23 protein-coding genes are annotated in these 26,317 nt (G+C 71.1%); 8 read left to right on the top strand and 15 right to left on the bottom strand.

From position 1 onward, the window contains the following. Positions 1 to 77: 77 nt before the first annotated feature. The 3 genes from QFZ58_RS32075 to QFZ58_RS32065 are packed head-to-tail and all read right to left on the bottom strand — an operon-like array spanning position 78 to position 3,327. Entirely contained in the window at positions 78 to 1,139 is a 1,062-nt protein-coding gene (locus QFZ58_RS32075; RefSeq protein WP_307129065.1) for a low specificity L-threonine aldolase, read from the bottom strand. Beyond that, on the bottom strand, positions 1,136 to 1,903 hold the full coding sequence (locus QFZ58_RS32070; protein ID WP_307128367.1) for an SDR family NAD(P)-dependent oxidoreductase: 768 nt from the start codon (positions 1,901 to 1,903) through the stop codon (positions 1,136 to 1,138). The genes QFZ58_RS32075 and QFZ58_RS32070 overlap by 4 nt, the downstream gene beginning before the upstream one ends. A 26-nt stretch (positions 1,904 to 1,929) precedes the next feature. Continuing rightward, positions 1,930 to 3,327 carry a DUF6421 family protein gene (locus tag QFZ58_RS32065; protein WP_307128366.1) on the bottom strand — a complete coding sequence of 466 codons (1,398 nt, stop codon included), beginning with the start codon at positions 3,325 to 3,327 and terminating at the stop codon, positions 1,930 to 1,932. A gap of 247 nt (positions 3,328 to 3,574) precedes the next feature. Between QFZ58_RS32065 and QFZ58_RS32060 the strand changes: the two genes are divergently transcribed. Next, the gene (locus tag QFZ58_RS32060; RefSeq protein WP_307128365.1) at positions 3,575 to 4,258 is read left to right on the top strand and encodes a glycerophosphodiester phosphodiesterase family protein; all 684 of its coding nucleotides are present in this window, start codon (positions 3,575 to 3,577) and stop codon (positions 4,256 to 4,258) included. Positions 4,259 to 4,327: 69 nt separating this feature from the next. Here the strand turns inward: QFZ58_RS32060 and QFZ58_RS32055 are convergent, their stop codons facing one another. Next, positions 4,328 to 4,876, bottom strand: a complete 549-nt coding sequence (locus QFZ58_RS32055) for a GNAT family N-acetyltransferase (protein WP_307128364.1) — start codon at positions 4,874 to 4,876, stop codon at positions 4,328 to 4,330. A gap of 196 nt (positions 4,877 to 5,072) precedes the next feature. On the opposite strand from QFZ58_RS32055, the gene QFZ58_RS32050 reads away from it, so the two are divergent. The 5 genes from QFZ58_RS32050 to QFZ58_RS32030 all read left to right on the top strand — a co-directional run bounded on the left by QFZ58_RS32050 (position 5,073) and on the right by QFZ58_RS32030 (position 8,512). Next, entirely contained in the window at positions 5,073 to 5,675 is a 603-nt protein-coding gene (locus tag QFZ58_RS32050; RefSeq protein ID WP_307128363.1) for a DUF5134 domain-containing protein, read from the top strand. Positions 5,676 to 5,762: 87 nt separating this feature from the next. Beyond that, on the top strand, positions 5,763 to 6,698 hold the full coding sequence (locus QFZ58_RS32045) for a M56 family metallopeptidase (protein WP_307128362.1): 936 nt from the start codon (positions 5,763 to 5,765) through the stop codon (positions 6,696 to 6,698). A 34-nt stretch (positions 6,699 to 6,732) separates the two neighbouring features. Beyond that, a complete protein-coding gene (locus QFZ58_RS32040; RefSeq protein WP_307128361.1) occupies positions 6,733 to 7,425 on the top strand; it encodes a phosphatase PAP2 family protein in 693 nt (230 codons plus the stop codon). A gap of 29 nt (positions 7,426 to 7,454) precedes the next feature. Continuing rightward, positions 7,455 to 8,156: an HAD family hydrolase gene (locus QFZ58_RS32035; RefSeq protein WP_307128360.1), complete on the top strand. Its 702-nt coding sequence runs from the start codon at positions 7,455 to 7,457 to the stop codon at positions 8,154 to 8,156. A 161-nt stretch (positions 8,157 to 8,317) separates the two neighbouring features. Then, on the top strand, positions 8,318 to 8,512 hold the full coding sequence (locus tag QFZ58_RS32030) for a hypothetical protein (protein WP_307128359.1): 195 nt from the start codon (positions 8,318 to 8,320) through the stop codon (positions 8,510 to 8,512). Positions 8,513 to 8,713: 201 nt separating this feature from the next. Here the strand turns inward: QFZ58_RS32030 and QFZ58_RS32025 are convergent, their stop codons facing one another. Continuing rightward, complete coding sequence (locus QFZ58_RS32025) at positions 8,714 to 10,204, bottom strand: LVIVD repeat-containing protein (protein WP_307128358.1); 1,491 nt, start codon at positions 10,202 to 10,204, stop codon at positions 8,714 to 8,716. A gap of 157 nt (positions 10,205 to 10,361) precedes the next feature. Here QFZ58_RS32025 and QFZ58_RS32020 point away from each other — a divergent pair, with 157 nt between their 5' ends. Then, positions 10,362 to 11,048, top strand: coding sequence for a DUF305 domain-containing protein (locus QFZ58_RS32020; RefSeq protein ID WP_373428621.1), 687 nt, complete (start codon positions 10,362 to 10,364; stop codon positions 11,046 to 11,048). Between the two features lie 71 nt (positions 11,049 to 11,119). After that, on the top strand, positions 11,120 to 12,496 hold the full coding sequence (locus tag QFZ58_RS32015) for an FAD-dependent oxidoreductase (RefSeq protein WP_307128356.1): 1,377 nt from the start codon (positions 11,120 to 11,122) through the stop codon (positions 12,494 to 12,496). A 62-nt stretch (positions 12,497 to 12,558) separates the two neighbouring features. On the opposite strand, the gene QFZ58_RS32010 is transcribed toward QFZ58_RS32015, so the two are convergent. The 10 genes from QFZ58_RS32010 to QFZ58_RS31965 all read right to left on the bottom strand — a co-directional run bounded on the left by QFZ58_RS32010 (position 12,559) and on the right by QFZ58_RS31965 (position 26,313). Then, positions 12,559 to 12,945 (bottom strand): helix-turn-helix transcriptional regulator, encoded by a 387-nt coding sequence (locus QFZ58_RS32010; RefSeq protein ID WP_307128355.1) that lies wholly within the window; start codon positions 12,943 to 12,945, stop codon positions 12,559 to 12,561. Between the two features lie 44 nt (positions 12,946 to 12,989). Further along, positions 12,990 to 13,718, bottom strand: coding sequence for a class I SAM-dependent methyltransferase (locus QFZ58_RS32005; RefSeq protein ID WP_307128354.1), 729 nt, complete (start codon positions 13,716 to 13,718; stop codon positions 12,990 to 12,992). A 29-nt stretch (positions 13,719 to 13,747) separates the two neighbouring features. Beyond that, positions 13,748 to 14,854, bottom strand: coding sequence for an NADH:flavin oxidoreductase/NADH oxidase (locus QFZ58_RS32000; RefSeq protein WP_307128353.1), 1,107 nt, complete (start codon positions 14,852 to 14,854; stop codon positions 13,748 to 13,750). 211 nt (positions 14,855 to 15,065) lie between these two features. Next, complete coding sequence (locus QFZ58_RS31995) at positions 15,066 to 15,470, bottom strand: hypothetical protein (RefSeq protein ID WP_307128352.1); 405 nt, start codon at positions 15,468 to 15,470, stop codon at positions 15,066 to 15,068. A 25-nt stretch (positions 15,471 to 15,495) separates the two neighbouring features. Beyond that, positions 15,496 to 18,690, bottom strand: coding sequence for a glycosyl hydrolase 115 family protein (locus QFZ58_RS31990; RefSeq protein WP_307128351.1), 3,195 nt, complete (start codon positions 18,688 to 18,690; stop codon positions 15,496 to 15,498). Between the two features lie 84 nt (positions 18,691 to 18,774). After that, positions 18,775 to 20,313, bottom strand: a complete 1,539-nt coding sequence (locus tag QFZ58_RS31985; RefSeq protein WP_307128350.1) for a sodium:solute symporter family protein — start codon at positions 20,311 to 20,313, stop codon at positions 18,775 to 18,777. 67 nt (positions 20,314 to 20,380) lie between these two features. After that, positions 20,381 to 21,649 (bottom strand): glucarate dehydratase family protein, encoded by a 1,269-nt coding sequence (locus tag QFZ58_RS31980; protein ID WP_307128349.1) that lies wholly within the window; start codon positions 21,647 to 21,649, stop codon positions 20,381 to 20,383. A gap of 35 nt (positions 21,650 to 21,684) precedes the next feature. After that, a complete protein-coding gene (locus QFZ58_RS31975; protein WP_307128348.1) occupies positions 21,685 to 22,788 on the bottom strand; it encodes an endo-1,4-beta-xylanase in 1,104 nt (367 codons plus the stop codon). A 161-nt stretch (positions 22,789 to 22,949) separates the two neighbouring features. Then, positions 22,950 to 25,364 carry a glycoside hydrolase family 3 N-terminal domain-containing protein gene (locus QFZ58_RS31970; RefSeq protein WP_307128347.1) on the bottom strand — a complete coding sequence of 805 codons (2,415 nt, stop codon included), beginning with the start codon at positions 25,362 to 25,364 and terminating at the stop codon, positions 22,950 to 22,952. Between the two features lie 52 nt (positions 25,365 to 25,416). Next, on the bottom strand, positions 25,417 to 26,313 hold the full coding sequence (locus tag QFZ58_RS31965; protein WP_307128346.1) for a carbohydrate ABC transporter permease: 897 nt from the start codon (positions 26,311 to 26,313) through the stop codon (positions 25,417 to 25,419). Positions 26,314 to 26,317: the final 4 nt, after the last annotated feature.

Raw genomic sequence — 26,317 nt, 5'->3', positions numbered from 1 at the left:
CCCGCTGCGGCCCGTGGAGGCCAGGACACGGCGAAGCGGCCGGTCGGACCATTGCGACCGGCCGTTTCGCCGTGCGGCTACCGGGCCATCTCTTCCTTGAGCGCCAGGAGGAAGGCGTCGACGTCCTCCTCGCGGGTGTCGAAGGCGCACATCCAGCGGACGTCGCCGGCCGTCTCGTCCCAGAAGTAGAACCGGAAGCGCTTCTGCAGCCGCTCGCTCACCTCGTGCGGCAGCCGGGCGAAGATCGCGTTGGCCTCGACGGGGTACAGGATCTCCACGCCGTCCAGGGCGCGGACCCCCTCGGCGAGCCGCTGGGCCATGGCGTTGGCGTGCCGGGCGTTGCGCAGCCAGAGGTCACGCGCGAGGAGCGCCTCCAGCTGGACGGAGACGAAGCGCATCTTCGAGGCGAGCTGCATCGACAGCTTGCGCAGGTGCTTCATGGCACGGACGGAGTCCGGCTGAAGGACCACGACCGCCTCGCCGAACAGCGCGCCGTTCTTGGTACCGCCGAAACTGAGCACGTCGACGCCGACCGTGTTGGTGAACGTGCGCATCGGCACGTCCAGCGACGCGGCCGCGTTGGCTATCCGGGCACCGTCCAGGTGCACCTTCATGCCCAGCTCGTGGGCGTGGTCGCAGATGGCCCGGATCTCGTCGGGGGTGTAGACGGTGCCCAGCTCGGTGTTCTGCGCGATGGACACCACCTGCGGCATCGCCCGGTGCTCGTCGTCCCAGCCGTAGGCCTGGCGGTCGATGAGCTCCGGCGTCAGCTTTCCGTCCGGGGTCGGGACGGTGAGCAGCTTCAGCCCGCCCATCCGCTCCGGGGCGCCGCCCTCGTCCACGTTGATGTGGGCCGACTCCGCGCAGATCACCGCACCCCAGCGGTCGGTGAGCGCCTGGAGGGCGACGACGTTGGCGCCGGTGCCGTTGAAGACCGGGAACGCTTCGGCGGTCGGGCCGAAGTGGCTGTGGATGACCCGCTGGAGGTGCTCGGTGTAGTCGTCCTCGCCGTAGGCGACCTGGTGGCCGCCGTTGGCGAGGGCGAGGGCCGCGAGGACCTCCGGGTGCGCGCCCGCGTAGTTGTCACTCGCGAAGCCGCGCACCTGCGGATCGTGGTGCTGTCGCGCGTCGGTCCTCATGGTTGCGGGGTCAGCCACAGGCGCTTTCCGTTCACTTCTCCGGCGGGCCGGTCCCAGACGCCGGAGATGGCCTCGGCCAGCTCCTTGACGTCGGTGAATCCCGCGAACTTCGCATTCGGGCGCTCGGCGCGCATGGCGTCGTGCACCAGTGCCTTGACCACCAGGATCGCAGCAGCAGCAGCCGGCCCCGCGTCGCCCCCCGCCGCGCGGAAGGCGTCGCCCAGGGCGAGGGTCCAGGCCTCTGCCGCGGCCTTGGAGGCCGCGTAGGCGGCGTTGCCGGCGGTGGGGTTGCTCGCCCCCGCGGCGCTGACGAGCACGTACCGGCCGCGGTCGCTGCGCTGGAGGGGTTCCTGGAAGGCGAGCGTCGTGGACTGGACGGTACGGATCAGCAGCTTCTCCAGGAAGTCCCAGTCCGAGAGGCGCGTCTCGGCGAAGCCGGCGCTGCCGCGCCAGCCGCCGACGAGGTGGACCAGGCCGTCGATCCGGCCGAATTCCTTCTCGGTTTTGACGGCCCAGTCCCGGGTGGCGTCGAGATCGAGCAGGTCCACGGTGTCGCCGGTGACGGTCGCACCGCCGTGTGCGTAGCGCGCGGCGTCCACCGCCTCGGCGAGCCGCTCCGGGTTGGCGTCCGAGGCGACCACGGTCGCGCCCGCCTCCGCCAGCCTCAGGAGGGTGGCCCGGCCCGCCGGGCCGGCCGCTCCGGCCACCGCGATCACCGCACCCTCGAGCGCACCGCTCCTGTCGCCCGTGCCTGTCGCGTTCATGGCCACCGCCTCCTCAGAACCTGCGTTCACGCGGCTGCCCGCCCTGCGTCCGTCGCGGTGATGCCCTTGGTGGAGGCGATCACGTGCTTCAGTTTCTTGGCGAGCGCCTCATAGAACATGCTCAGGGGAAACTCGTCGGGAAGCACGTCGTCGACAAGCTTTCGCGGCGGCTGTGTCAGGTCCAGGGCGTCGGGGCCCTTGGCCCAGCGCGATCCGGGGTGCGGGGCCAGATAGGTCGCGACCAGGTCGTACGCGGCGAACCAGTGCACCAGCTTGGGGCGGTCGATGCCGTCGCGGTAGAGCTTCTCGATCTCACCGCAGAGCTGGGTGGTCACCTGGGGGGCGCGGGCCCAGTCGATCTTCAGCGTGTTGTCGGTCCAGCGGACCACATCGTGCTTGTGCAGGTAGGCGAAGAGGAGCTGACCGCCGAGGCCGTCGTAGTTGCGTACGCGCTCGCCGGTGACGGGGAAGCGGAACATCCGGTCGAACAGCACCGCGAACTGCACGTCACGGCCCTGACCGAACCCGTCGGCCTCCAGCTTCACGGCCTCCTTGAAGGCGGTCAGGTCGCAGCGCAGTTCCTCCAGGCCGTACATCCAGAACGGCTGGCGCTGCTTGATCATGAAGGGGTCGAACGGCAGGTCACCGTGGCTGTGGGTGCGGTCGTGGACCATGTCCCAGAGGACGAAGGCCTGCTCGCAGCGCTTCTGGTCGCCGACCATCTCACGGATGTCGTCCGGAAGTTCGAGACCCAGGAGGTCGACGGAGGCCTCGGTCACCCGGCGGAAGCGGGCGGCTTCGCGGTCGCAGAAGATGCCGCCCCAGCTGAAGCGCTCCGGGGCCTCGCGCACGGCGATGGTCTCGGGGAAGAGCACCGCCGAGTTGGTGTCGTAGCCCGAGGTGAAGTCCTCGAAGGTGATGCCGCAGAACAGGGGGTTGTCGTAGCGCGTGGCCTCAAGGTCGGCGAGCCACTCGGGCCACACCATCCGCAGCACGACCGCCTCGAGGTTGCGGTCGGGGTTGCCGTTCTGCGTGTACATCGCGAACACGACCAGGTGCTGGAGTCCGTCGGCACGGTTCCTGGCGGGCTGGAAGGCGAGCAGGGAGTCGAGGAAGTCCGGGACGCCGAAACCGTCCGCGGCCCAGCGGGCCAGGTCCGTCACGAGCGCGCGGTGGTAGTCGGCGTCGTGCGGGAGCAGCGGGGAGAGCTGCTCGATCGCGGAGCTCACCCGCTCCAGGGTGGCCGTCGCCTGCTCCGGGGAGGGTGCGCCCTCGGCGGAGAAGTCGATGGATCCGTCCTTCGACTGCCAGGGGCGCAGCTCTTCCACGGCACTCTTGAGCGCGGGCCAGGCCGGGTGCTCGACGACCCGCTGGGCAGCAGCTATCGCGCCGGATACTGGGGCTTGCTCAAGAATTTCCGTCATAACACTTCCTTCACGGGAGAACCTCGCGTCCGGCAACCGTATCCGCGGGCCGTTCCTCCAGACAAGTGGGGCTCTGAAAATTATCCTGCCACTTCACATGGTCACCGCTATTTTTCCTGTCAGACACTAGCTCGACAACTTCTTCCGCTGAGAGCGTGGGACATCCGGCCTCCGGGCCGCCGGAACTGGTTACCTGTGGGCAGGAACTGCGGACGGGGCCGGAACGGCGGACGGAAGCGGGAGTGCCTTGACTTTTCAGACCATCGGTCATCGCGGGGTGATGGGTGTCGCACCGGAGAACACACTGCGGTCGTTCACGCAGGCGGAGCAGGCCGGTATGGACGCCATCGAGCTCGATCTGCACCTGAGCAAGGACGGCGCGCTCGCCGTCATGCACGACGCGACCGTGGACCGCACGACGGACGGCACCGGCCTGATCGCCGACATGACCCTGGCCGAACTCCGCCGGCTCGACGCGGGGCAGGGCGAGCGGGTGCCCGTCTTCGAGGAGGTGCTGGACGCGGTCGGCTCGCCCCTGCAGGCCGAGATCAAGGACGTGGCGGCGGCGCGGGCACTGGCCGAGGTGATGGTGCGGCGCGGGCTCGCCGGCCGGGTCGAGGTGTCCTCGTTCCACGACGAGGCGGTCGCCGGGATCGCGCAGCTGGTTCCCGGGGTGCGGACGGTCCTCGTCGCCAGCCGCTGGGGCGGTGATGTGGTGGAGCGGGCGAAGGCGGTGGGCGCCGCGACACTGGCCCTGAACATCCGCCGCCTCACGCTGGAGGTGGTCGAGGAGGCGCACGCGCAGAACCTGAGGGTGATCGGCTGGGTCGTGAACACGCAGGACCACCTGCGGCTGGCGCGGGCGCTCGGACTGGACGGCGCGACGACCGACCACCCGGAGATCCGTCGCGCCGGCCGCTTCACCGCCTGAGCGCCCTGGCGCCGTGACCGGCTGCGTCCACCCCCGGGCAGGGCGTGGCCGGCGAGTGCCGGAGGGGTGCTAGAACTTCTTGACCAGCAGCTCGAACACCAGGTCGTCGCGCCGGGGGATGCCGCAGCGCTCGTCGCCGTACGGGAAGGGGGTCAGCTCTCCCGTACGGCGGTAGCCCCGGCGCTCGTACCAGGCGATCAGTTCCTCACGGACGGTGATCACCGTCATGTGCATCTCACTCACGCCCCAGCTCGCGCGGACCGCGCGCTCCGCCTCGGCGATGATCACCTTGCCGAGGCCCGCCCCCTGCAGCTCGGGCTTGACCGCGAACATGCCGAAGTACGCCGCCGAGCCGCGGTGTTCGAGCTGGCAGCAGGCGACCGGCTCCCCGTCGCGCTCGGCCAGGAGCATGCGCCCGGACGGGGCGGTGACAGCGTCGCGCACTCCCTCCGCGTCGGTGCGCTGCCCCTCGAGGATGTCCGCCTCCGTGGTCCAGCCGGCTCGGCTGGCGTCCCCGCGGTAGGCGGATTCGACGAGTCGCAGGAGGACCGGCACATCGTCCTCGGTCGCATGGCGGAAGGTCAGCTGTGCCTGGCCAGGGGCGGGTGCGGTGTCCATGTGGCGTTCTCCGGTGGTGTGCTGCCGACAGTGCCGTCCGAGACTAACGGCGCGCGGGCGGGGCCGTGCAGCCGCTCGACCGCCCCGCAGGCCGGGTCGCGCTCCCCCAATACCTCAATGCGCCCCGGTAGGAGAGGTCCGGGTGGGGCATCGATGGGGCGACACCGGCGTCATTCGCCCCAGGGGGAGGTGCACCGTGCACGGACCGGCGCTGTCCGGCTGGCTGCTGATGGTGTTGTGCGCGACCACGGGCGCGTACTGCCTGCTGCGTACGCGCAGCGGCACGGAAGAGGAACGCAGGACGGCACGCGCCGAGGCGGTGATGGGCTTCGGCATGGCCGCGATGACGGTGCCTGCGGCTCTGCTGCCGCTCCCGGACCGGATGTGGGCGGTGTACGCGGTGGTGTTCGGCGGTGCGGCGCTGCGCGCTCTCGTGGGCGCCCGGCACAGCGGCCACCACCTGCACCACCTGGTGGGGTCCCTGGCCATGGTCTACATGGCCGTGGCGATGGCCCCCTGGGCGGTTCCCGGCGGACACGGCGGCCACCTCGCGCACGGCGCCGCGGGGACCGCCGGGGCCGCAGGAGGTGTGCCCCTGCTGACGGGAGTCCTGCTGGCCTACTACGCGCTCTACGTACTGCGCTCGGCGGGCCGGCTGGTACCGGTGGCCACCCCGGCGGGCGTTCCGGCCGTCCCCGGCGGTCCCGGTACGGCCGGCATCGGCAGGGGGCTCGACCTGACTCCGGCGTGCAGACTGACGATGGCCATAGCCATGTTCGCCATGCTGCTCACATTGTGAGACGGCGGCCACGGCAAACCGTGTCGTGCGTCACTTGCCACGCGCGGCCGTACCCGTGGGTGCCGCGGCACTCATAGGCTGACGCCCATGTTGGTCTCCTGCACGCTGCTGCTGCTCGGTGCACTGGCTGCCGTCGTCGCTCCGGGCCTGATGGCGCGGGCGCGGTGGCCGGAGCGCGAGCCGGTCGTGGCCCTGTGGGTCTGGCAGTGCGTGGTGGCGGGGGTCCTGCTGTCCTTCGGGCTCTCGATGACGTTCAGCGCGGCGGCCGCCTGGCAGGCGGTGCGCGGGCACGTCTTCGCCCCCGCCCCGCACGGCGTGGTCGAGGCCTACGCGCTCGGAGCGTATGGGCCGTGGTCGGCGGTCATCGCGGTGCTGCTGGCGCTCGGCGGACTGTGGACCGCCGCCATGCTCGTGCGCGAGATCCACCGGGCCCGGCTGCGCCGCAGGCGGCGGCGCACGGAACTGCTGGTCCGCTCTCCGCTGCTGCCCGGCGAGGAACCGGGCAGCGAGCGCCTCGTGGTGCTGGAGGGGGAACGCCCGGATGCCTGGTGGCTGCCGGGGGCTGCCCCCCAACTCGTCATCACCACCGCGGCTCTCGGACGGCTGAAAGGCCGTCAGCTCGATGCGGTGCTCGCTCACGAGCAGGGGCACGCGCAGGCTCGTCACGACTGGCTCCTGCACTGCTCGGCCGCGCTCGCGACCGGCTTCCCGCAGGTCCCGGTGTTCGCCGCGTTCCGCGACGAGATGCACCGCCTCGTCGAACTGGCGGCGGACGACGTGGCGTCACGGCGCTTCGGCCGGCTGACGACCGCGCTCGCCCTGGTCGGACTCAACGAGGACCGCGGGGTGTTCGGTCCCTTCTCCGCGCCGGACGCCCAGGTGCCGCTCCGGGTCAACCGGCTGCTCGCCCCGGTGGAACGTCTCACCGCGGGCCGCCGGTTGCGGCTGACGGCCGCGGCCGCCCTGGTGCCGGTCGTGCCGCTGCTGGTGGCGTTCGTGCCGGGACTCAGAGCTCTGGGATAGCCGGATCCGCGGGTCGTCCGCGAGGATCACTCCCATGCACTCCCCTCCACACTCCCCGCCGCCCTCCTCGCACACCGGAAGACTTCTGCTGGGCACGGGTGTCGTCTGCGCCTCTCTCTCCGCCGTCCTGACCGTTCTCGTCACCGTGCGATGGTCGCCGTTGATGTCGCTGGACGGCACGGTGGCGAAGACGCTGCACCGCGCGGCCGTCACCGAGCCGGGGCTGGTGCACGTCAACCGGGTGCTCACGGACTGGGTGTGGGATCCCTGGACGATGCGCGCCCTGACCGCTGTGGTGGTGGTCACCCTGTGGTGTCGCGGAGCGCGTCCCCTCGCCGTGTGGGTGGCGGCGACCAGCGCGCTCGCGACCCTGCTGCAGCAGGGGCTGAAGGCCGCGGTGGGACGGGAGCGCCCACAGTGGCCGGACCCCGTGGACTCGGCGCACTACGCCGCCTTCCCCTCGGGTCACGCCATGACGGCGATGGTGACCTGCGGGCTGCTTCTGTGGCTGCTGCGGCTGTACGGCACGGCACCGCTCCTGTGGTGGACGGCACTGGCGGTGGCCGTGGTCTCCGTCGTGGGCGTGGCCGTGACCCGTCTCTACCTGGGCGTGCACTGGCTGACCGATGTCCTGGGCGGGCTGCTGCTGGGTGCGGCCGTGGCCGCCCTCTCGGCTGCCGGGTACGCAGCCCGCCGGGCGGTGGGCGGCGAAAGGGCGCCGTTGTAGGGCCACCCCGCAGCCGGGATGATCAGCCCATGCAGATCAAGGGTGTGCTTTTCGATTTCTCCGGGACCCTCTTCCGCGTCGAGGACGTCGGCTCCTGGTTCCGGGCCGTCCTCGACGAGCGCGGCCCGGCCATGGAGCCGTCCGACGTCGAGCGGTACGTACGGCGGCTGACGGTTGCCGGGGCGCTGCCCGGCGGCCCGCCCCCGCAACGGATCCCGCCGCATCTCGCCGCCGTGTGGGCCTCACGTGACCGGAGCGCGCCACTGCACCGGGAGGCGTACACGGGCCTCGCGCGTGAGGCCGCGCTGCCGGAGGAGGACCTCTACGACGCGCTGTACGAGCGCCACATGAGCCCGGACGCCTGGCAGCCGTACCCCGACGCCCCCGCGGTACTGCGGGGCCTCCGCGACAGCGGGACCGCCATCGGTGTCGTGAGCAACATCGGCTGGGACCTCCGGCCCGTGTTCCGCGCGCACGGACTGGACGAGCTGATCGACGTCTACGTCCTGTCCTGCGAACACGGCATCCAGAAGCCGGATGTCCGCCTGTTCCGCACGGCGTGCACGCTGTTGGAGCGCGATCCGGCGGACGTGGTCATGGTCGGCGACGACCGCCACGCGGACGGAGGCGCGGCGGCGCTCGGCTGTGACGTGCGTTTCGTGGACCACCTGCCGGTGGCGGAGCGGCCGGACGGGCTCCGGGCCCTCGGACTGGTCCAGGACCTCGCGTGAACCGGCGTGCCCGGAGACCGCCGGCCCGTACCCGCAGTGGCAGGTCGCGCACCCGCCGTGAAGGTTTCCGGGAGGAGGTGTGAGGGATACCGGAGGAGGTGTGAGGGATGTCCCTGCCCTCAGAGGGCCAACTGTCCGGCCGGGGCCCTAATCTGGGTTACATGTCCCCGTATCCGAACACGCCGGTCTCCGTGCGTCCCGTCTCCGTGCGCTCCGTCTCCGTGGTCAACGACGAGATTCGCGCCCTGTGGCAGCGCTCGGGCGGACTGCTGTCCCCGGACGACGAGAAGGAGTACCAGCTTCTGCTGGTGGAGTGGGCCGCGGCGGCGGGTACGAGCGTCAGGCCGGCCGCCTGAGGGTGGCCCCTGTCACGCTGCGCTGATTCCGGCGATCCCCCGCGTCGCCGGAATCAGGGGTACAGCATGTCCCCGCGCGGCTCGTCGGTCAATGAATTAATGACCTCCCTCTCCACCGTGGCGGCGGTGGGGGCCGTGTCCCGCCGGGCGGAAGCCGCCCGGCGGGACCATGCGTTCTCCTGAGCGGGTGGTGCGGACGGGTCAGCGGCCGAAGTAGTCCGGCTGCGTCTGCACGTTGAGCTCCGGAAGCCGTACCTTCTTCGCCGGGTCCGTCCGCCGGTCGTCGAGCTTCAGGACGTCGAAGCCCTTGGCGATGTCGTTGGAGTAGATGTAGCCGTTGTAGTAGTACGCCGACCACGGGCCGGCGGTGGTGACCGCGTCCGTCGAGACCGGACCGCGCTCGAAGTACGCGATCTCCACGGGCTTCGAGGAGTTGGTGAAGTCCCACACCGAGACACCGCCCTGGTACCAGGCCTGGACCATCAGGTCCTTGCCCTTCACCGGGATGATCGAGCCGTTGTGCGCGACACACACCTCGGTGTCGGCCTGCGGGCGGTCGATCTTGAAGTAGCTGCGGAAGACCAGCTTGCGGTGGTCGCCCCGGCCGGTGATGTCGTAGATGCCGTCGGCACCCCGGTGGGGGCCGATCTCGTCGTTGCAGGTGGCCGCGCCGCCGCCGCCGAGCTCATCGGTGAAGACGACCTTGTCGGCCTTCTGGTTGAAGGTCGCGGAGTGCCAGAAGGCGAAGTTGACGTTGTCCTGCACCCGGTCGATGATCTTCGGGTTCTCCGGGTCCTCGATGGAGAACAGCAGGCCGTCGCCCATGCACGCCCCGGCCGCCAGGTCCTTCGACGGCAGCACGGTGATGTCGTGGCACCCGGTGGTCTTGGAGACGCCGGGGTTCGTCGGCGCACCCGGGTTGCCGCCGTCCGGGAAGAGCACCGGGAAGTTCACGATCCGGGCGTCCTCGGGTGCGCTGCGCGGCACCTTGATGACGGAGATTCCGTCGTGCGGCGGCTGGCAGTCAGGGAACGTCACGTTCGGCGAGTACGAGGAGACGTACACGTACACGTTCTTGCGCTCGGGAACGATCGTGTGGGTGTGCGACCCGCACGCGGTCTCGACGGCGGCGACGTACTCCGGGTGACGCTTGTCGCTGATGTCGAAGACCTTCATGCCCTCCCAGGAGGACTTCTCCGTGGCGGGCTGCGTCGTGCTCGCACACGAGTTGTCGCTGCGTGAGGAGTCGGTCGACAGGAAGAGCAGGTTGCCGGAGACCGAGATGTCGTTCTGCGATCCGGGGCACAGGACCTGCGCGACGGTCCTCGGCTTCTTCGGGTTGCTGATGTCGAAGATGCGGAAGCCGTCGTAGTTGCCTGCGTAGGCGTACTTCCCCTGGAAGGCCAGGTCCGTGTTGAGTCCCTGCAGCGCGTCCTTGGGGACGTTGGTGAGGTGCTCGATGTTGTCGCTGTGGACGATCTCGTCCACGCCGGGTATGTCGCCGCTCTCGATGGCGGCCCGTGCTTCGGCCTGCTGGCTCACGGAAACACCGCTGCGGGTGGCGGCGGTGTCACCGGGATCGGGCGTCGCGGCCGCGGGTCCGGCCGTGAGCAGAGTGGCGATGAGCCCGGCCGCGGCTGCCGCCACACCCAGACGTCTGCGCCGCACGCTGGTGGTGTGCAACGAGGTCACTGCGTCCTCCCTTGTATCCGTTCGTAGGCGAACGGTTCCTGGACCCCGGCAGTATCGTCCCTCTCGTGTACACACCAACAGATGGCAACAGAGACGTAATGAAAGTTTTTGATCAATGGCTGGTGGAAGATGTTAGGACGGTTCCCTACACACCCATGTGGCACTGGAGGCCGCCGTGTTGATCCACCGTCGGAATACGCGCGTGCGCACAACCGCTCTGGCGACGACGCTCGCCGCCGCCGTGCTGGCCCTGGGCGCCTGCGACGCGGGCGGCTCCGACGCGGGGACGGAAGCCGGGCCGGACAAGGGCCTCACGGTGGTGGCCCCGGGGAAACCGGGCGAGCCTGCCAGGACGCTCTCGGCCGAGGAGGCGAAGAAGGCCGCCGGGGACGACACCCCCAACTCCGCCGATTTCCGCTACGCCCGGATGATGATCGACCATCACGAGCAGGCGCTCGTGCTCACCGCTCTCGTCCCCGGCCGAGCGGCGTCCGCATCTGTCGAACGGCTCGCGGAGCGCATCTCGGCAGGCCAGAAGCCGGAGATCGGCGCCATGGAGGGATGGCTGAAAAACAACGGTGGTCACGGGCATGAGGAGGCCCACGAGCACTCCGCGATGCCCGGCATGGTGACCGAGGCGCAGCTGGAGCGGTTGCGCGCGGCGCGGGGCAAGGCCTTCGACAAGCTGTTCCTGGAGCTGATGATCACCCATCATCAGGGGGCGGTGACCATGGCGACCGAGGCGCTGGCGGACGGCAACGACGTCCTGGTCGAGGAGATGGCCAACGACGTGGTCGCCCAGCAGAGCGTGGAGATCGACCGGATGCGCGGACTGATGACCTGACGGCCCGCGCGCCCCTCCCCCGTTCCGCCGCGCGGTGCCATGCTGGAGGCATCCGCGGGAAGAGGTGCGCCGTGCTCCGTGTCGCCGTCGTCGGTTCGGGCCCCAGTGGGATCTATACGGCCCAGGCCCTTGTGCAGCAGTCGCTGGTGCCGGACGTGCGGGTGCACGTGCTGGACCGGCTGCCCGCACCGTACGGGCTGGTCCGCTACGGAGTGGCGCCCGACCACGAGAAGATCAAGTCGCTGCAGAGCAGTCTTCGGGCCGTCCTGGAGGACGAGCGGATCACCTTCGTCGGTCATGTCGAGGTGGGCGGCGAGCGCGGTCCGTCACCCGACCGGCTGAAGGAGCTGTACCACGCCGTGGTCTACTGCGTCGGCGCCTCGGCCGACCGGCCGCTCGGCGTTCCGGGCGAGAGTCTGCCCGGCAGTCTCTCGGCCACCGACTTCGTCTCCTGGTACAGCGCCCATCCGGACGCGGCCGTGGACGCCTTCACGCTCCGGGCGCGTGCGGCCGTGGTGCTCGGGGTCGGGAACGTCGCGGTCGACGTGGCCCGAATCCTCGCCCGGGGCGCGGCCGAGCTGCGTTCCACCGACGTACCGCGTGCCGTGCTCGACGCGCTCGGGGCCAGCCTGGTGCGCGATGTGCACATCGTGGGCAGGCGCGGCCCCTCGCAGGCCAGGTTCACCACCAAGGAACTGCGCGAACTCGGCGCACTGCCGGGGGCGCGGACGTTCGTGGACGGCGCCGAACTGGCTCTGGACCCTGCCTGGGCGGCGCCTGCGGGCGGGGCCGGGGCGCCGCCCCTGCCCGCTGTCGTACGGCGCAACCTGGAGGTGCTCCGCGGATGGGCGGCCTCGCCGCCAGGGGTTCCGGACCGGGAGCGCTCCGTCCGGCTGCGCTTCTTCCTGCGGCCGGTGGAACTGCTGGAGAGGGCTGGGCGGGTCGCCGGCGTACGGTTCGCGCGGACGGCACCCGACGGCACAGGGGGCGTTCGGGACACCGGCGTCTACGAGGACATCGAGGCGGGGCTGGTCCTGCGGGCCGTGGGATACCGGGGGACGCCGCTGCCGGGGCTGCCCTTCGACGCGGTCCGCGGCACCGTGCCGCACCTCGGCGGCCGGGTTCTCCGCAACGGGGTGTCCTCGCCCGGCGAGTACGTCGCGGGGTGGATCAAGCGGGGCCCGACCGGCGTCATCGGGTCGAACAGGTCGTGCGCCAAGGAGACGGTCGCCTCGCTTGTCGAGGACGCGCCGCTGCTCACCGCCAGGGACGTGTCGGCCGACCCGCTGGGCGCCCTGCGGGCGGCGGGGCTGCGGCCGGTGGAATGGGACGGCTGGCTGTCGATCGAACGGGCCGAGGCCGCGCTGGGGCACTCGCTCGGCCGTGGCCGGGTGAAGATCGCCGACTGGTCCGGGCTGCTCGATGCGGCCGGGGGCGGGAGCCGGTGACGGGAGCTGCCGGAGGCGCCGGGACCCGCCCGGGCGTCTCGTCCCATCGGTCGGTCGCCCCGTCAGACCTGCGGAGCTGCCTCGCCGAGGCGTTCCGCCTGCCGGTCGGCCGCGGCGAGGACGCTGTCCAGGAGGCCGGGGAAGAGGGCGTCCAGGTCGCCCGTCCGCAGGCCGCTCAGCTTGGCGGTGCCGCGGTAGAACTGCTGGATGACGCCGCTCTCACGCAGCACGCGGAAGTGGTGCGTGCTGGTCGACTTGGAGACCGGGAGGTCGAAGCGGGAGCAGGCCAGCTCGTCGGCGTCACGGGCCAGTTGACGCACGATGCGCAGCCGTATCGGGTCGGAGAGCGCGTGCAGCACGCCCTCGACACGGATCTCCTCGCGCGAGGGATGGGCGAGCACACGGGCGGCGTTCGTCACGGCGGCTCCACTTCGTCCAGGAACACCCATTGTACGAGAGTCGTCGTAGTTTTCGTACGAGAGCCGTCGCCGTTCTACTGCCGGGTGGCCACCACGAGGCGGGCCCGGGGGCTGCCGTCCGGCCTGCGGCCCAGTTCCTCCAGCGGAAGCAGCCGTACCGCGAAGCCGGTCCGTTCGAGATCATCCGTCACGCCGGCGAGCGGGAAGGTGCGGTAGTACATGATGAACCGTGGACGCCACAGCGCGTTGCGTACCCGCATGGCCGCATCGAAGCCGAACAGCGACCAGTAGGCGAGCGAGCCCACCGCGGGTGGCGCACCGACCGGGAAGGCGAAGCGGCCGCCCGGTCGCAGGGCCGCACGCACCTGGGCGAAGAGGTCGGGGCGCTCCGCCGGCAGGAAGTGCCCGAACGCCCCGAAGCTCAGGGCCAGATCGAAGACGGGCGCGAAGGGCAGCGCCCGTGCGTCGGCCCGCACCCAGTCGACCGCCGGTCCGCCGGCCGCCGGGGTGTGCGCCGACCGTGCGACGGCGAGCATGCCTGCGCTGAAGTCGACGCCGGTGACACGCTCCCGGCACAGCCCCCGCAGCACCCCCACACCCGCTCCGGTGCCGCAGCACACGTCCAGGCCCCGGTCGAATGGCCCGAGCGGCCGCACCGCGCGGCCGACAGCTTCGAGCACCCTGTCCGGGGTCCGGTAGGGCGACCGGTCGAACTTCGGGGCGAGCAGGTCGTACCCGCGCATCGTCGAGGAGAGCGCCTGTTCGGCCAGTTCTCGGAAGGTGGGGCCGTGTGCAGTGGACATCGGCCCCCAGCCTACCGTCTGACAGCGCGTCAGACGGCGTAGCCGTACGGTTCGGGCGCCCGCACGTCGCCGCCGAGCGCACGAGCCGCGCTACGGGCGAAGTAGGGGTCGCGCAGCAGCTCCCGGCCGAGCAGGACGGCGTCCGCGCTGCCGTCCGCCAGAATCTTCTCGGCCTGCACGGGGTCGGTGATCAGTCCCACGGCGGCCACGGGGAGGCCCGCCTCGGTACGCACACGCTCGGCGAACGGCACCTGGTATCCCGGGCCCACGGGGATCCGCGCCTTGGGCGCGAGCCCTCCGGTCGAGACGTCCAGCAGGTCGACGCCGTGTGCGCGCAGTTCGCGTGCGAGGCGGACGGTGTCGTCGGCGGTCCATCCCTCGCGCGCGTCCTCCGCGTTCTCGGTCAGCCAGTCGGTGGCGGAGACGCGGAAGAACAGCGGGAGTTCGTCGGGCCACACGGCCCGCACCGCGTCCACGACCTCGAGGGCGAAGCGGGTGCGGTTCTCGAACGAGCCGCCGTAGGCATCGGTGCGGCGGTTGCTGTGCGGGGAGAGGAACTGGCCGATCAGATAGCCGTGCGCGCCGTGTATCTCGGCGACGCGGAACCCGGCCGCGAGCGCCCGGCGGGCGGCGTCCGCGAACTGGCCGACGATCTCCTGGATGCCGTCGACGGTGAGCTCGGTGGGCACCGGGTGGCCCTCGTCGTACGGGAGGGGGCTCGGGGCGACCGGCTGCCAGCCCTCGCCACCCGGGGACCCGGCCTCGATGGGGCCGCCGCCGAGCCAGGGGCGGTCGGTCGAGGCCTTGCGCCCGGCGTGGGCGAGCTGGATGCCTGGGACGGTGCCCTGCCGGGTGAGGAAGCCGGTGACACGGCGGAACGCCTCCATCTGGCGGTCGTTCCAGATCCCCAGGTCGGCGGGGCTGATCCTGCCCTCGGGACTGACGGCCGTCGCCTCCACGAGGACGAGGCCGGTGCCCCCGGCCGCGCGGGCGGCGTAGTGGGTGAAGTGCCAGTCGTTCGCCACGCCTGTCTCGGGCCCGGACGCCTCCGCACTGTACTGGCACATCGGTGCCATCCAGATGCGGTTGGGAACGGACAGCGAGCGCAGGGTGCAGGGCTCGAAGAGTGAACTCACGGGGGTCTCCGCTTCCTCGGGACGCGACGGCAGGCAGGGCGTCCGGCCCGGGCGCGCCGGACCGCACTTCGTACGAGATTCACCGTACTACGATGAACACCGTACTACGGCACTCATCGAATTACGAAGTCTCCCGTACCCGGCCTGCCCCGCCCACGGCCTGCCCCGCCCACGGCCCGGGCCGCCCGACCGCTCCCACGCCCGCGCGGCCTCAGTTGCCCGGACGCAGCCGGCGCCGCAGCGTGATGTCGGCCTCGGCCGCGTACATCTGGCTCCAGCTGCGCCCGCCGCCGGAGCTCCAGGTCACCTGGACGTTCGCCCCGTCCGTCCTGACGGCCTCCACCGTCATGAACCGGTTCCCGTCCCGCACGTCGCCGCGCTGCAGGTCACGCGCCTTGACGGTGACGGGCTCCTCCGTCAGGGAGCTCTCCGCTTCCGCGGCGGCCCGCACGAGTGCGGCGGCCAGCTCCCTGGCCGCCGCCGGGGAACAGGACCAGGAGGCGCGGACCGACGGTCCCCGGGCCAGGATGCCGACCCCGGGCGCTCCCCCGGCCGTGGCGGGGACCACCTCCAGCGTCCCACCCCGTCCCTCGGTGTCCTGGATCTCGATGTTCATCCCGCGCCTCCTCGTCCTGTTCCGGTCAGCCGAGCCGGAGGCTCTCCGGCGGGCCCAGGTAGCTGGGCTTGAGGCCGCCGGTGTCCACCACGAGGTTCTGGAGCACCACCGTCGGATCGACCATCCAGAATTTCAGCACATGCGCGCCCGCACGGCCGATGTGGTGCACGGTGGCGGTGCGGTTGACGTTGTCAGAGGTGTTGCGGGCCCACTGCGGATTCATGGTGCCGTCGTCGGACCCGGTGACCGTCGTCACGTCGACGGACTGCGGCGCGTCGTCGTCGAAGGAGACGGCGTACCTGAGCCCGTCGGCCGCCAGGGCGTTGTTGCGCGGTGACAGGTAGGCCCAGACGGTGACCGGTCCGGTGGTGAAGAGGCTGACCCGGTACTCGAGCCGGGGCCCCTCGCCCCCGGGGGTCCGGCGCGCGGCGGTGACCGGGAAGGGCTCCATGCCCGAGCCGGTGCGTCCGATACCGGGGATGCGCCGCCAGGAGATCCCGTCGCGGCCGACCGCCCGGTGGAAATGATCGGCTTCGACGGAGACGTAGCCGTTGGCCTCCACGAATCCGGTGAGCTGCCCGCGCTCCACCCGCGGGCGGTCGATCACCGCCTGGACGACGACCTCGCTCCCTCCGGGACCCGAGACGGTGACCGGTACCCGCGAGACGCCTTTCGGGGCCCGCGTCCAGTCCACCCGGAAGGTGACCCGGGTCTGGGCGTCCACCCGGCCCCGGGTGCGGTCCGCGATCAGCCAGGGGGCACCGGTGCGGATGCGGTAGCCGAAGGGCTCGCTGCCGCGGTTGAAGACGTCGATGTACTGCGCGGGCTGGCTCTGGTAAGGGCTGAAGACGGGCAGTACGGGCTCGGCCCCGTCCTGTCCGGCGGCGGGCCACCACGCCGGTGAACCGTCGACGGCCACACCCATCTCCGCCTTCGCCGGGAGCTCGATGCGCCGGACCGCCGGGAAGATCTCGTCGGCGATCGCCACGTTGTTCAGCTCGGGCTGCTGCCACGGCGCGTTCGGGCCGTAGCGGTCCACATCGCCGTACCCGATGTGGGGCTGGCTCTGGAAACCCTTCCACTTCCCGTCCGCCACCTCGGTGTCGAAGCGCCGCGCCAGGGCGAAGTCCTCGGCCAGCCCCGCCTCCGCGGCGGCCGCCAGCCGGTTGGTCAGGGCGCGGCCCTGCGGCGCGTAGTGCAGGTTGGTGAACTCCGCCTCCCGCAGGACGTACAGGTTGGCGGTCGCCCGGACGGCGTAGCCGACCAGTTCGTACCAGGCGTCCTGGGCGGAGGCCGGAAGCCTGCGGCGGACCTGTTCGGCAGCGGCGTCCAGCCGCTGCCAGTCCTCGGTGACCCGTTCCAGTTCGCGGTAGTCGACGAGGCTGAACGGCGTGGCCCGGTCGTCGTAGACGATGGCCGAGGAGTCCTTCGCGGGGTCCTTCGACGGGTCGACGGTGATCTTCCGGTTGAGCAGTTCGGGCTTGCGGCGGGACTGCAGGGCGGCGTAGGCGCGCAGGATCCCGGCGATGTCCTCGGCCTGCTTCTCGCCGAAGTTCTGCGCGGCGTACCGCTCCTCCCATTCCGGCAGGCTCTCCAGGGGCCAGCGGTCGGGGTTCCAGGCGTACTCCAGGAAGAACTGGGTGGGCAGTTCGTTGCCCTTGAGGTCGCCGACGTTGGTGACCCAGAGTCCGTGGTTGCCGTACGCCGCGCTCTGGTGGAGCTGGTCCCACATGTTGGGGAGCGAGGTGGTGTCGACCCACTTGTAGTTGCGTCCCACACCGACGTAGTCGAAGTGGTAGTACAGGCCGTACCCACCGCTGCGGTCGTCGTTCTCCAGGTCCGGCAACTTGCGGATGTTGGCCCAGTTGTCGTCCGTGAGGACCACCGTGACGTCGTCGGGGACGCGCAGTCCGCGGTCCCAGTAGCGCTGGACCTCCTTGTAGAGGGTCCACACCTGCGGGACCGCCGTGTCGCTGCCGAGCTCGTCCGCGAGGATCGCGCGCTGGGTGGCGATGATCTCGCTCATCAGCTCGATCCCGTCGCCGTCCGGCAGACTGACGTCGCCGTTGCCGCGCATGCCGAGGGTGACCACGCCCTCGAAGTCCTCGTCCGCCATGCGGCGGACACCCTCCCTCCAGTACGCCGTGACGGCTTCGGCGTTGCGGCGGAAGGACCATTCGCCGGTGCCGCCGTAGGGGTCGTGGCCGGGGGTGGTGATGTTTCCCGCGCTGTCGCGGACCGCCGCGACGGCGTGCCTGTTCCACTCCTCGATGCCCCGCATCATGGGCGCCTCGTGCGAGGTGCCCATGACGACGCCGTACGCCTTCGCGGTGGCGTGGTTCTGCGGGTCGTCCTCGGCGAAGGCACGGCCCCAGACCGCCGGCCACAGGTAGTTGGCCTTCAGCCGCAGCATCACCTCGAAGATCTTGGCGTAGAAGCCGGCGTTGAAGCCGCCCTCGTGGCCGGGGGCCTTGCCGGGGCCGAAGAAGGCGGGGGCCCAGGTCCCGAGCGCCGGGTTCTCGTCGTTGACGAAGAACCCGCGGTACTTCACCGCGGGGGTGCCCTGGGTGTGCCTGCCGGGCAGGACGTACAGCGCGTCGCGGTGCACGGGAAGGACGTCGTCCCACCAGTACCAGGGGGAGACACCGATGCCCCGGGACACGTCGTAGGCGCCGAAGATCGTGCCACGCTGGTCGCTGCCCGCGATGACGAAGGCGCGGTCGACGCCGGGCATCGGCTTCTCCACCACGGTCTGCAGGCTCGTCTCCCACCTGCCGGCCACGGCGGAGACGTCCAGCTTTCCTGCCGCGACCAGCCCGTCGATGAGCGGACTGCGTCCGATGGTGCCCACGAGGACGATCTCCCTGCCCCGGGGTTTCGCGGCCCGGGAGAGCGAGGGGCGGACGCCGCTGACACGCTCGATGTCGGCCTGGAGGTCGCCTGCCACCCGGACGACGCCCGCGTGGTCGTCGTCGCTGACCACGATCGGGGCCGCCTTGCCCGCCCTGACGAGCGGAAAGGCTCCCGAGCGGGGCGTGAAGGAGATGTACGCGCCCGGGTCGGTGGGCCGGCCGGCAGGACCGGTGCCACCCGGAGCGGCGGCCGCCTCACCGGCGAGGCCCATCAGCGACCCGAGCGGCGTCGCGGCCAGTGCCGTGAATCCGAGGCCGGCCCCGAGGACGGCCCTGCGGCCGGTGGTGTGCGGGTCGTGCTTGTCCATACTGCTCTCCCCATTTTGTTCACACTGATGACAAATTGGATGGGCGTGAGCCCGTGGTGGTGCGTGCGGGGGGTGGGGCTCGCGTCAGTCGGCGGTGCCGGTCGCGGCAGCGGGCTGCGGGGCGACGGCGGCGACCTGCTCGTCGTCACCGCCGGGTCCGGGTGACAGGGCGGCCACGATCGCGTCGGCGGTGTCGTCGGGTTCCGGGGTGATCAGGCCGACGACCACGTACACGACGAGCGAGGTGACCAGTGGAGTCACGATCACGAGCGTCTGGTCCGTGCTGTCCAGGACGAACTTCACCAGGACGTACCCGAGGAGTCCCAGCGTCCAGGAGGACAGGGCCGCTCGCGGTCCGAACCGGCGGAAGGCGGGCAGCAGTCCCAGCAGCATCGGGATGGAGATGGGGCCCATCACCGCCGCGACCAGTCCCACGATGATGCCCAGCACGCCTCCGAAGTGATCCGCCTCGATGGCGACGACCATGCTGATGGTGATGAAGACGACGGTGCACACCCGGGCGATGAGCAGCCCGGTGGCCGGGGACAGGTCGCGGGCGCGGCGCACCACGGCGGGGATGATGTCGCGGGTCACCACGGCGGACACCGCGTTGGCGTCCGAGGAGGCCATCGCCATGGTGTGCGAGAACATACCGGCCAGCGTCAGGCCCACCAGCCCCGCGGGCAGGTACGACTGCGCCATCAGCGCGTAGACCTTCTGCGGGTCGGCGATGTCCGGCAGCAGTACGGCCGCGGCGACGGGCGGGAAGAGCAGCACGGCCGGCCACACGACGTACAGCAGCGCGGAGAGCCCGGCCGAACGGCGGGCGGCCTTCGGGGAGTCCGTGGCCATGTACCGCTGGGCCAGGTTCCACATGCCCCCGTTGTACTCGAAGAGCTTCACCACGACGTACGCGCCGAGAAAGGTCGCGGTGTACGGGCCGACGAGCGGCCGGCCGTGACCGTCCGGCAGCTTGTCCCAGATGGTCGCGAGGCCCGATATGCCGTCACCGAGGCGGTCCAGGACGACCCAGACCATGGCGAGGGCGGCGGCGCCCTGGATCACGAACTGCCCGAAGTCGGTGAGCGCGTCGGCCCACAGGCCGCCCACGGTGCAGTAGAGCAGGGTGACGATGCCGGTGATCAGGATGCCCACGGTCATCGACATGCCGGTGAACACGTTGAGCAGCACGGCCACGGACGCCCATTTGGCGGCCACGTCGAAGACCTTGAGCAGGGCTCCGCTCCAGGCGAGTGCCTGCTGCGTGGGGACGTTGTAGCGCTTGGCCAGGTACTCCAGCGGGGAGGCGACGGCGTACCGCTGCCTGAGCCGTTGCCAGCGCGGGGCGAACAGCCAGGCGCCCACGGCGGTTCCGAGGGCGAGCGGCAGGAAGGCCCATACGTAGACGGTGATGCCGTAGCTGTAGGCGATGGCCGCGTACGCGACGAACACGGCGGCGCTGTAGCCGGACATGTGGTGGGAGATGCCGGAGAGCCACCAGGGCATCCGGCCGCCGCCGGTGAAGTAGTCGCTCACGTCGCCGACGCGGCGGTGCGACCAGAGGCCGATGAGGAGCATCACCAGGAAATAGCCGCCCAGGGCGGCCCAGTCGAGCGGGGCCATGCGAACTCCTTGATGTGCGTCCGTGCTCCGGTGCGGCCGGCCGGGGGAGCCGCACGGCCGCACCGGATCACCAACGAGGCGACTTCTTTTCGTAGGACGGGTCGATCCGCCGCATGTAGCCGGTGTCGTCCCGGTTGCGCAGCCCGCAGGCGATGTACTGCTCGTGCAGCCGGGCCAGGGCGTCGCGGTCGAGTTCGACGCCCAGTCCCGGCCCCCGGGGGACGCGTACCGCCCCGTCGGCGAAGGTGAGCGCGCCGGGGACCACGACCTCCTCGGTCTTCCACGGCCAGTGGGTGTCACAGGCGTAGGTGAGGTTCGGTGTGGCCGCGGCCAGGTGGGTCATCGCGGCGAGGCTGATGCCCAGATGCGAGTTGGAGTGCATCGACAGGCCCAGCGCGAAGGTGTCGCAAATCCCGGAGAGGAGCCGGGACCGGTGCAGTCCGCCCCAGAAGTGGTGGTCCGAGAGCACCACCTGGACCGATCCCTGCTCCACGGCGGGTGCGAGATGCTCGAAGGCGACCACGCACATGTTGGTGGCGAGCGGTATCGGTGTCTCCCGTGCCACCCGTGCCATGCCGCCGAGGCCGGGGGTCGGGTCCTCCAGGTACTCGAGAACCCCCTCCAGACGGTGGGCCACCTCGATCGAGGTGGACACCGTCCACGCGGCGTTGGGATCGAGGCGCAGCGGTGTCGTGGGGAAGGCCTCACGCAGGGCCAGGATCGCCTCGATCTCCTCCTCGGGCGGCCGGACCCCACCCTTCAGTTTGATCGCCGAGAAGCCGTAGCCGTCGGTCATGCGCCGGGCCTGGGCGACGACGGCCTCGGGGTCCAATGCCGGGCCCCAGTCGTCGGGCTCGGCTCCCGGGTGCCCGGCCCACTTGTAGAAGAGGTAGGCGCTGAAGGGGACGCTGTCGCGTACGGCGCCGCCGAGCAGGTCACTGACGGGCCGGCCGGCCGCCTTCCCCTGGATGTCCAGGCAGGCGACCTCGAACGGGGAGAAGACCCGGTCGACCGCGCTGCTGCTGGTGATCATCCCGGTGAGCCCGGATCCACCGGTTCCGTCGTCGCCGGCCAGGGCCGCGGCCACCGCGCGGTGCATCGCGCCGAGCGCGTACACGTCCATACCGGTGACCGCCGCCGCGGCTGCCCGCAGCCGGCTCAGATGCCCGTCGTCCGCGTACGTCTCGCCGAGACCGACCAGGCCCTCGCCCGTGTCGACCTCGACGATCGCGCGCAGCGCGAAGGGTTCGTGCACACCGACCGCGTTCAGCAGTGCCGGGTCCCGGAAGGCAACGGGAGTGATCCTCACTCCTGTGATCCGGAGGTCCGTCGTCATTCCGTCGCCTTCCGTTCCCTGGGTGTGGTGCGTGTTCAGTGCCGGCCGGCGGCGAGCGTCAGGGTCTGGCGCAGGGTGCCGTAGGCGGGCTTGGGGACGTAGTTCTCGTCGAGGATGTTGGCCGCGCCCTGGCCGGGGAAGGTGTCCGGGACCCAGGAGTAGGTGTCGGTGAAGCCCCACACGGTGAAGTCGTTGCAGCCCGGGGTGAGGAGGCAGCCGCGCAGCAGTACGCCGTAGCCCTCGGCCTGTGCCTCGAGCTTCGTGCTGTCGGCCGGCATGGGGATGCGGACGTCGGCCTCGGTGACGGCGGTCTCCAGGCCGAGACGGTCGAAGCGCAGCATGTTGTCGGCGATGTCGTGCGGCGCGCTGTACTGGACGCCCAAGTGGCCCTGGATGCCTACACCGTGGATCGGTACGCGCTGCTTGCGCAGGTCGGTCACCAGCTTGTGGAGGGCGGTGCTCTTCGCGTTGACGCCCTCGATGTTGTAGTCGTTGATGAACAGCCGTGCCTTGGGATCGGCCTCGTGGGCCCATCGGAAGGCGTCGGCGATGTAGCCGGGGCCGAGCTTCCGCAGCCAGATGCTGTCCCGCATCGTGCCGTCGTCGTTGAAGGCCTCGTTGACGACGTCCCACTGCCAGATCTTGCCCTTGAAATGCGTGACCTGGTCGGTGATGTGCTGGTGGAGGATCTCCCGCAGTTCCTCGGTGGTGAAGTCGCCGTTGTTCAGCCAGGCCGGCAGCTGGCTGTGCCAGACCAGGGTGTGGCCGCGGACTAGCTGGCCGTTCTTCTTCGCGAAGTCGACGAGTTCGTCGGCGGCGGCCCAGTCGTACGTGCCTCGCTGCGGTTCGACCACTTCCCACTTCATGACGTTCTCGGGGGTGACCGAGGAGAATTCACGGGCGACCTCGGCCCTGTAGGGGGCGTCCTCGGCCAGGGCGGAGGTGTCGACCGCCGTACCGATCCGCAACCCGGCCTTCAGGCCGAGGCTGCCGAGCGTCTGCGGCGCGGTGTGGTGGGAGGGCCTGCTGTGCTTTTCGGCGCCCTCCGTGGCGGCGGACGCGCTGGTCAGCGAGAGGGCGGAGACCAGAAGCGCGGCGGCGGCGGAACCGACCGCGACCGAGCGAGTTGCCTTGATCATGACAAATACCTTTCCATAGTGGCGCGTCGGCGCGGAGCCCGCCGGGGTACGGCACGGGTGGCGACCTGACGGCCTTCGAAAGTTTCGACATCGGCTCCGCACTCCAGGACGGTGTGCGGAGCGGCGGGCAGGGGACGGGGCGCCCCCTGCCCGCCGGTTCGCTACGCGGACCGGACCGCCTCGGCGGGCACCGGCTCGACGGAGGTCGCGCAGACCATGTGCCGCCGGTGGTCGACGGTGCGCTCGGGCCCGGTGAGCCGCAGCCGCACCGTGTGCCGGACGTCGGAGTGGTCGCTGGAGGCGGCGAAGCGCAGTTCCAGCTCACCCGGTTCGACGATCCGGTGCCCGCCGATCCCGGTGAACGACGCCAGGTCCGCGTGGAAGCGGAAGCGCACCCGGCGGGACTCCCCCGCGGCGAGCGGCACGCGGGCGTACCCGATGAGCCGTGACTCGGGACGGGTGGTCTGGGCGACGGGGTCGTGGACGTAGAGCTGGACCACCTCGGCGCCCTCGCGGTCGCCGGTGTTGCGGACCGTCAGCTCGAGGTCGGTGGAGCCGTCGGTGGGCAGCTCGGCGGGGACATCCGGGCCGGGCTCCCAGGCGAACGAGGTGTAGGAGAGCCCGTGGCCGAAGGGGTAGAGCGGCGTCGGGTCGAGGTTGCTGACCCCGTTGACCCGGCCCAGCGGCGGCTGCAGGTAGGTCCAGGGCTGCCCGCCGGAGCCGACGGGGACGCCGATGGGCAGCCGCCCGGAGGGGTTGACCCGCCCCGAGAGGACTCCCGCCAGGGCGGAGCCGCCCTCCTCGCCGGGGAAGAAGGCCTGGACGCAGCCGGCCAGCCGGTCCGCCCGGCCGCCGAGTGCGTACGTACGTCCCGTCAGCAGCACCAGGACGACGGGGGTGCCCGTCGCGAGCAGCGCGTCGAGCAGCTCGGCCTGGAGACCGGGCAGCGTCAGGTCCGCCGCGTCGCAGCCCTCCCCGGAGGTACCGCGGCCGAACAGCCCGGCCCGGTCGCCGAGCACGGCGACACAGACATCGGCACCGGCCGCCAGTGCGGTGGCGGCCCCGATCCCGGAGGCGTCCGTGCCGTCCACGTCACAGCCCTGCGCGTAGTCGACGCCGGCGCCGGGGAACTCCTCGCGGAGCGCCTCCAGCAGGGTCGGTACGGCGATACCCATGGGCGCCTCGGGGTGCTGGACCCCCACGTGACTCGGGAAGGAATAGCAGCCGAGCATGGCCAGCGGGTCGTCGGCGCGCGGTCCGACGACCGCGATCCGTCCGGCGCCGCTCAGCGGCAGGGCACCTTCGGGATTGGCCAGCAGGACACAGGACCGCTCGGCGAGCAGCCGGGCCAGGGCCCGGTTCTGCGGCGGGTCGAGGTCCACGGTTCCGCGCGCCCGGTCCGGGTCCACGCCTTCGAGGACGGCCGGCAGGACCGTGCGGTCCGGGTCGAGCAGGCCGAGTTCGCACTTCTGGAGCAGGACGCGGTACAGGGCGCGGTCCACCAGTTCCTCGGACACGGCACCCTCGCGTACGGCGGCGACGAGCGCGTCACCGTAACTGCGCACGGTGGGCAGTTCCACGTCGACACCGGCCGTGAGGGCGAGCCGGGCGGCGTCCGGGCGGTCGGCGGCGACCTTGTGCAGGGTCTCGAGGAAACCGATGCCGAAGTAGTCGGCCACCACCGTCCCGGTGAAACCCCAGGTGTCCCTGAGGAGGCCGGTGAGCAGGGCCGGGTCGGCCGCTGCCGGAACCCCGTCGATCTCGGCGTACGAGTGCATCACCGAACGGGCGCCGCCCTCGCGGACCGCCATCTCGAACGGCGGCAGGATCACATCGGCCATCTCCCGGCCGCCCGCCCTGACCGGCGCGAGGTTGCGGGCTCCGGCCGACGCGGAGTATCCGGCGAAGTGCTTGAGCGTGGCGACGATCCCGGAGGACTCCAGGCCCCGGACATAGGCCGTGGCGATGGTCGCGACCAGGTAGGGATCCTCGCCGATGGTCTCCTCGACACGGCCCCAGCGCAGGTCCCGTACGACGTCGAGGACGGGAGCGAGCCCTTGGTGGACACCCACGGACCGCATGTCGGCGCCGATCCGCCGCGCCATCTCGGCCACCAGTTCCGGGTCCCAGGCCGCGCCCCAGGCGAGCGGCACCGGATAGGCGGTGGCCCCCCAGGCCGTGAATCCGGCCAGGCACTCCTCGTGGGCGACCGCCGGGATGCCGAACCTTCCCGCCTCGACGATGTCGGCCTGGGCCCTGGCCAGCGCGACGGCGCCGACGCCCGGGTCCACCGGGGCGGTGCCGAACGGCCGGGTGAGCTGGCCGAGTCCGCGGGTGGTGAGCTCCTCGAAGTCGACCGGGTCGACCATGTCGTTCTGGTGCGGTGCGACTCCGTCACCATCGGCGTCGGCGCCCACCCAGACGCCGTACAGCTGGGCGGCCTTCTCCTCGAGGGTCATCCGGGCGGCCAGGTCGGCCACGCGCGCCTCAGGGCTGAGTGAAGGGTCGCGCCACGGGCCGTCGACGGCGGGCGCCGGCTCGGCCTGACGGGCGTGCGGGACAGGGTGGATTGCCATGGCGGCAGGGGTTCCTCTCATGAGTACGGTGGTCCGGAGCGGCAGGGGTGTCCTATTTGCCGCCCACCCCCATCAGTCCGTTGACGAGCGCCCGCCGGGCCACGAGGTACACGGCGAAGATGGGTACGACGGAGAGGACGATCGCTGCCAGTACCGCGGGGATGTTCACTCCGAACTGGGTCATGAAGTTGAACAGCCCCAGCGTCAGGACGCGGTTCTCCTCCGACTGCGTGAGGATCAGGGGGAACAGGAAGCCGTTCCACGCCTGGAGGGCGGAGAAGATCGCCACGGTGCTGATCCCGCCCTTGGAGAGCGGGACCGCCAGTTGCCAGAGCATCCGCACGGGCGAGGCGCCGTCGAGCGACATCGCCTCGTACATCTCCTCGGAGACGTCCCGCATCGTGCCGCTGAGCACCAGGACGGCGACGGGCATCGCGAAGGCGGCGGTGGGCAGGATGATCGCCCACAGGCTGTCGTAGAGCCCCATCTTGCCGATCAGCAGGTACAGGGGCACGATCACCGCCTGCGCCGGGATCGCGACGCCGAGCAGGAAGGTCCGGAAGGCGAGCGAGGAGAGACGGCTGCGGGTGCGCACCGCCACGTACGCCACCGGCACGGAGAGGACCAGGACGATGGCGACGGTGGCCACCGCGACGACGGCGGTGTTGCCGAGCAGCGTGAGGAACCCGCTGTCCAGCACGGTGGTGTAGTTGTCGAACGTCGGGTCCGTCGGGAAGGCCAGCGGATCGCCGTTCAGCGCCTCGTCCTGGTGCATCAGCGAGGAGGAGACCAGCGTGTAGAGCGGTACGAGGACGATGACGAGCCAGATCAGCGAACCGATGCCGGCCACGGGGTTGCCCGTCCTGCGGCGGGGGCGGGACACGCTCCTCAGCCGCCGCGGGGCGGACGCGGTGCGCTGCGGTGCAGCGGGGCGGGTGTCGATAGACATCTCG

Source organism: Streptomyces sp. B1I3 (genome assembly GCF_030816615.1).
GTDB lineage: Bacteria > Actinomycetota > Actinomycetes > Streptomycetales > Streptomycetaceae > Streptomyces.
This window is presented reverse-complemented; position numbering and strand designations above follow the sequence as displayed.

Excerpts from the sequence above, each read along its gene's own strand:
- QFZ58_RS31990 (WP_307128351.1), bottom strand. The coding sequence starts at position 18,690 with ATGGACAAGCACGACCCGCACACCACCGGCCGCAGGGCCGTCCTCGGG.
- QFZ58_RS31985 (WP_307128350.1), bottom strand. The coding sequence starts at position 20,313 with ATGGCCCCGCTCGACTGGGCCGCCCTGGGCGGCTATTTCCTGGTGATG.
- QFZ58_RS32010 (WP_307128355.1), bottom strand. The coding sequence starts at position 12,945 with ATGGGTGTTCCTGGACGAAGTGGAGCCGCCGTGACGAACGCCGCCCGT.
- QFZ58_RS31980 (WP_307128349.1), bottom strand. The coding sequence starts at position 21,649 with ATGACGACGGACCTCCGGATCACAGGAGTGAGGATCACTCCCGTTGCC.
- QFZ58_RS32045 (WP_307128362.1), top strand. The coding sequence starts at position 5,763 with ATGTTGGTCTCCTGCACGCTGCTGCTGCTCGGTGCACTGGCTGCCGTC.
- QFZ58_RS31995 (WP_307128352.1), bottom strand. The coding sequence starts at position 15,470 with ATGAACATCGAGATCCAGGACACCGAGGGACGGGGTGGGACGCTGGAG.
- QFZ58_RS31970 (WP_307128347.1), bottom strand. The coding sequence starts at position 25,364 with ATGGCAATCCACCCTGTCCCGCACGCCCGTCAGGCCGAGCCGGCGCCC.
- QFZ58_RS32075 (WP_307129065.1), bottom strand. The coding sequence starts at position 1,139 with ATGAGGACCGACGCGCGACAGCACCACGATCCGCAGGTGCGCGGCTTC.
- QFZ58_RS31965 (WP_307128346.1), bottom strand. The coding sequence starts at position 26,313 with ATGTCTATCGACACCCGCCCCGCTGCACCGCAGCGCACCGCGTCCGCC.
- QFZ58_RS32065 (WP_307128366.1), bottom strand. The coding sequence starts at position 3,327 with ATGACGGAAATTCTTGAGCAAGCCCCAGTATCCGGCGCGATAGCTGCT.
- QFZ58_RS32040 (WP_307128361.1), top strand. The coding sequence starts at position 6,733 with ATGCACTCCCCTCCACACTCCCCGCCGCCCTCCTCGCACACCGGAAGA.
- QFZ58_RS32005 (WP_307128354.1), bottom strand. The coding sequence starts at position 13,718 with ATGTCCACTGCACACGGCCCCACCTTCCGAGAACTGGCCGAACAGGCG.
- QFZ58_RS31975 (WP_307128348.1), bottom strand. The coding sequence starts at position 22,788 with ATGATCAAGGCAACTCGCTCGGTCGCGGTCGGTTCCGCCGCCGCCGCG.
- QFZ58_RS32035 (WP_307128360.1), top strand. The coding sequence starts at position 7,455 with ATGCAGATCAAGGGTGTGCTTTTCGATTTCTCCGGGACCCTCTTCCGC.
- QFZ58_RS32070 (WP_307128367.1), bottom strand. The coding sequence starts at position 1,903 with ATGAACGCGACAGGCACGGGCGACAGGAGCGGTGCGCTCGAGGGTGCG.
- QFZ58_RS32055 (WP_307128364.1), bottom strand. The coding sequence starts at position 4,876 with ATGGACACCGCACCCGCCCCTGGCCAGGCACAGCTGACCTTCCGCCAT.
- QFZ58_RS32030 (WP_307128359.1), top strand. The coding sequence starts at position 8,318 with ATGTCCCCGTATCCGAACACGCCGGTCTCCGTGCGTCCCGTCTCCGTG.